The 3383-nt window shown below is 48.9% G+C and carries 5 protein-coding genes; all 5 read left to right on the forward strand.

Translation table 11 applies throughout. From position 1 onward, the window contains the following. The first annotated feature begins 102 nt into the window (after positions 1–102). On the forward strand, positions 103–681 hold the full coding sequence (locus ACEW8P_RS13575) for a DUF2911 domain-containing protein (protein WP_373513618.1): 579 nt from the start codon (positions 103–105) through the stop codon (positions 679–681). A gap of 102 nt (positions 682–783) precedes the next feature. Then, positions 784–1362, forward strand: a complete 579-nt coding sequence (locus ACEW8P_RS13580) for a hypothetical protein (RefSeq protein WP_373513619.1) — start codon at positions 784–786, stop codon at positions 1360–1362. Positions 1363–1398: 36 nt separating this feature from the next. Beyond that, the gene (locus ACEW8P_RS13585) at positions 1399–2043 is read left to right on the forward strand and encodes a DUF2490 domain-containing protein (protein ID WP_373513620.1); all 645 of its coding nucleotides are present in this window, start codon (positions 1399–1401) and stop codon (positions 2041–2043) included. A gap of 117 nt (positions 2044–2160) precedes the next feature. Beyond that, positions 2161–2853 (forward strand): DUF3592 domain-containing protein, encoded by a 693-nt coding sequence (locus tag ACEW8P_RS13590; protein WP_373513621.1) that lies wholly within the window; start codon positions 2161–2163, stop codon positions 2851–2853. Between the two features lie 207 nt (positions 2854–3060). After that, positions 3061–3383 (forward strand): antitoxin Xre/MbcA/ParS toxin-binding domain-containing protein (locus ACEW8P_RS13595; protein ID WP_373513622.1); only part of this gene is annotated, 323 nt, incomplete at its 3' end.

Genomic DNA, 3383 nt, shown 5'->3' on the forward strand with positions numbered 1-3383 from the left:
ACGATGATGCAAAAACTCCGGCCCGCTGGGTCGGAGTTTTTTTGTAAAAGGGCTATCTTGCGAGAAAAATAATTCACAACAAATTCAAATTTTACCAAAATCATGAAATTGACTGTATTCCTACTTTGCTTCTGTGCCTTATTCACCTTCGAGAGCCAGGCCCAGACCTTCCGGGGGCTCGATAAAAGCCCCATGGATATGGCTTATTATCCTGATGACTACGCTCACGACCGCAAGTTTGCCCCTGATAAAATCAACGGCGAAACCGCCAAGGTGCGTGTCATTTACAGCCGTCCGGCATTGAAGGGACGAGAGATTGTCGGTACACTCATTCCGCTCGGCAAAGTATGGCGGGTAGGGGCAAACGAGGCTCCCGAAATCAAGTTTTACGAGGACGCCACGATCATGGGCAAGCAGGTGAAAGCCGGTACCTACGCACTGCTGGCTCAGGCCAATGAGCAAAGCAAGGATATGACTATTATCCTGAGCAGCGATGTGGATCAGTGGGGGGCCTATAGTTACGACCAGAAAAATGACGTACTCCGTGTAAACGTGTCCCCGAAGAAGATTTCAGAATCCGTTGAGAATTTTACAATCCAGTTTGCCAAAGGCAACGGCAAGGAGGTACTCATGCGCATGGCCTGGGGCAACGGTGTGACGGAGGTGCCCATGACGTTTTAGTCTTTCAGGCTCCTCACTTCTAAGAAGATTCTGAACTGAAACAGCCCGACGGTGTACCGCCGGGCTGTTTTGGCTATATTCAGCCTTTAACAACCCACCAAAATGAAATCAGTCCCGGCCTGTTGCCTTCTATTCTTTCTTTTTTCTACCGGAATCACATTCGGACAGGTCAAATACGAGAAAGAATACCGCCTCAAGGCGGCCGATGTCCCGCCGCTGGCGCGGCAGTTTGTCGATTCACTGGACTTTGCGCGGCGAGTACGTTGGTACATGGAAACCAGCGAGCAGGGAAAATCCATCGAAGCCAAAAGCAAGAGAGACGGCCAGAAGTACAGCGTCGAGTTTGATCCTTCGGGTAAGCTTCAGGACGTGGAAATCGAGGTGGCGTGGCGTAGTTTGCCCGAAGTACTTCGGACAAAAATTGAGCAAAGTCTGAACGATGATTTTGAAAGGTTCAAAATAAGAAAAGTGCAACGGCAGTTTTCGGGGGAAAGAAAGGAAATCTTAAACTACCTCAAACAGCGAAGTGACGGCAGTGGGTTGACCGTGAGGTACGAACTCGTTCTCCGAGGGCGAAAAGGCAGAAATACGGATAAGTTTGAGTACACCTTCTCAGCGGATGGCGACCTGGAGAAGAGTGCGAAAATAGTTTTCAGGAATACAGATAACCTGAAATACTGAGCGATGAGAGGAGCGGTTTTATTTTTCTTCTGTTTGTTGAGTACGAGCCTTTGGGCGCAAAGTAGCTACAAAGCGGGGCTGCTGCCCGGCCTGAATATCAACCAAAAGATAGCCGAATACTGGCGTCTCAACTACAAGCAGGAATCCCGGCTGCTGGGTGCCGAAGGACGCTTTTCCGAACCGTCGCCATGGGCCATGCAGCATAGCCTGACTGACTTGTCAGTGATTGCATCCCGGAAAGTGGGATTGAACAATTCGCTGGCGGGCGGCTACCTGCTACGGCTTGAAAAGGGCGGACCGACTCATCGCCTCATCCAACAATACACTTTGGTAAGTAGCTACGATGGTTTCCGGCTGGCGCACCGCTTCTCCACCGACCAGACTTTCTCTCAAATAGAAGCGGCTGAATTCCGACTGAGGTACCGAATTTCGCTGGATCTGCCATTGAGTGGACAGACGGTTGATGACCGAGAGTTTTATCTCAAAATAAACCACGAATACCTCAACGCTTTGAGTGAAGGAAAGTACGGTCTGGAAATCCGCCTCGTACCCTCGCTAGGCTATGCCTTCAACGACAACAACAAAATTGAATTCGGAATCGACTACCGGTTTGCTGACTTTCTCAGCGGCCCCTCGGAAAGTAGCTTTTGGTTGCCGCTTACTTGGTACATAGGCATTTGAATATTTAAGAGAGTATTTACCGCCTGACAAGCTTAAATGACCCTATCAACAGATTTCCGGTACTTTTCTTTTTCTATCCGGTACTTTTCTTTTTCTACCAGAACAAAGCTTCCTCTAATGAAAAAAAAATCAGAAAGAAATACGGCCATTATTCTTCTTTTGGTCGGGGCTATGGCATTGGCGGGAGGTATCTATCTTTTTATTGGGAAGCTGGAATTTCTGAAAAATGCTACGGTGACCGATGGCGTAGTGACTGACCTGGAATCTGGCTCGTCAAAAAATGGCAGAACCTATCGTCCGGTCGTGACCTACCGGGCTTCCGAGGCTGAGGAACAGACTTTTGTTTCTCAAATGGGGGCATCGCCCGCTGCTTATGAAGTAGGCGAGGCGGTCAAAGTGCGCTATGAAAAGGGTAAGCCTTCAACGGCTGTTATTGATAGTTTTTGGGAAGTGTGGGGTACAATTACCGTGGCGGCAGGGTTGGGGGCTATATTTCTTGCCATCGGAATTGGTACTATTTATGCCGCCGTTCGCTCCAAACGCTTACGGAAGGAACTACCCAGTACGGGTCGAATGATCGAACTACCGGGCCGAACCGAAATGGTTCAATCCAAGTCGAAAACGGAATTTTATATTCGAACGGAATGGCACAATACCGAGGATGGAAAGCTGTACCAATTCGACAGCGAAAAACTCAACTTCGACCCCACGCCCTTCCTGACCAATCGCCTCGTTCAGGTTTGGATCGACCCCCAAAGCCCTAAAAAAAGGTATTTTGTGGATGTTTCTTTTTTGCCCGAAGAAGCTTGAAACCGAAGCTTGCTATTAGTTCAACTCGATCTTATCGATCAGTAGCCTGAATTCTTCGGGTTTTCCGTCTCCCTCGTTGTGCGGCAGTGTTCGATAGATCACTCCGTACTAAATGTAAAAAGCCGTCTGCGACGGCGGCGCTGCCCGAATGAACTTGCCGTTGTCAAATTACAGTTGTTCTACCGTCATCTTAAAAATACTCCAACCATGAAAGTAAAGACGCTAAACCAGTTGGCGCAACAACTTGGTGTTAGTCTGAAAGAATTGGCGCCCTTGCTGCAAATATCAGAGAGTACCCTTCACCGCTTCCGCCGCCAAAAAGAATTAAGGGAAAACACCGCCGAGCGAGTTGAATTGTTGAAAGGAATTATTCAACACGGCTTGCGGGTGTACGATGGTGATGCTCAGGCACTGCGCGATTGGTTGCGTTATCCATTGGGAGAGTTGGACGGAAAAACGCCACTGCAAAGTCTGACCACCATCGCGGGCTTTACGCAAGTGGACGATGTTCTGGGCCGAATCGAACACGG

It is taken from the genome of Persicitalea sp. (assembly GCF_041751555.1).
Classification (GTDB): Bacteria; Bacteroidota; Bacteroidia; order Cytophagales; family Spirosomataceae; genus Persicitalea.

What these genes read in the sequence shown, in the direction of transcription:
- ACEW8P_RS13575 (WP_373513618.1), top strand. Translation starts at nt 103, where the DNA reads ATGAAATTGACTGTATTCCTACTTTGCTTCTGTGCCTTATTCACCTTC.
- ACEW8P_RS13580 (WP_373513619.1), top strand. Translation starts at nt 784, where the DNA reads ATGAAATCAGTCCCGGCCTGTTGCCTTCTATTCTTTCTTTTTTCTACC.
- ACEW8P_RS13590 (WP_373513621.1), top strand. Translation starts at nt 2,161, where the DNA reads ATGAAAAAAAAATCAGAAAGAAATACGGCCATTATTCTTCTTTTGGTC.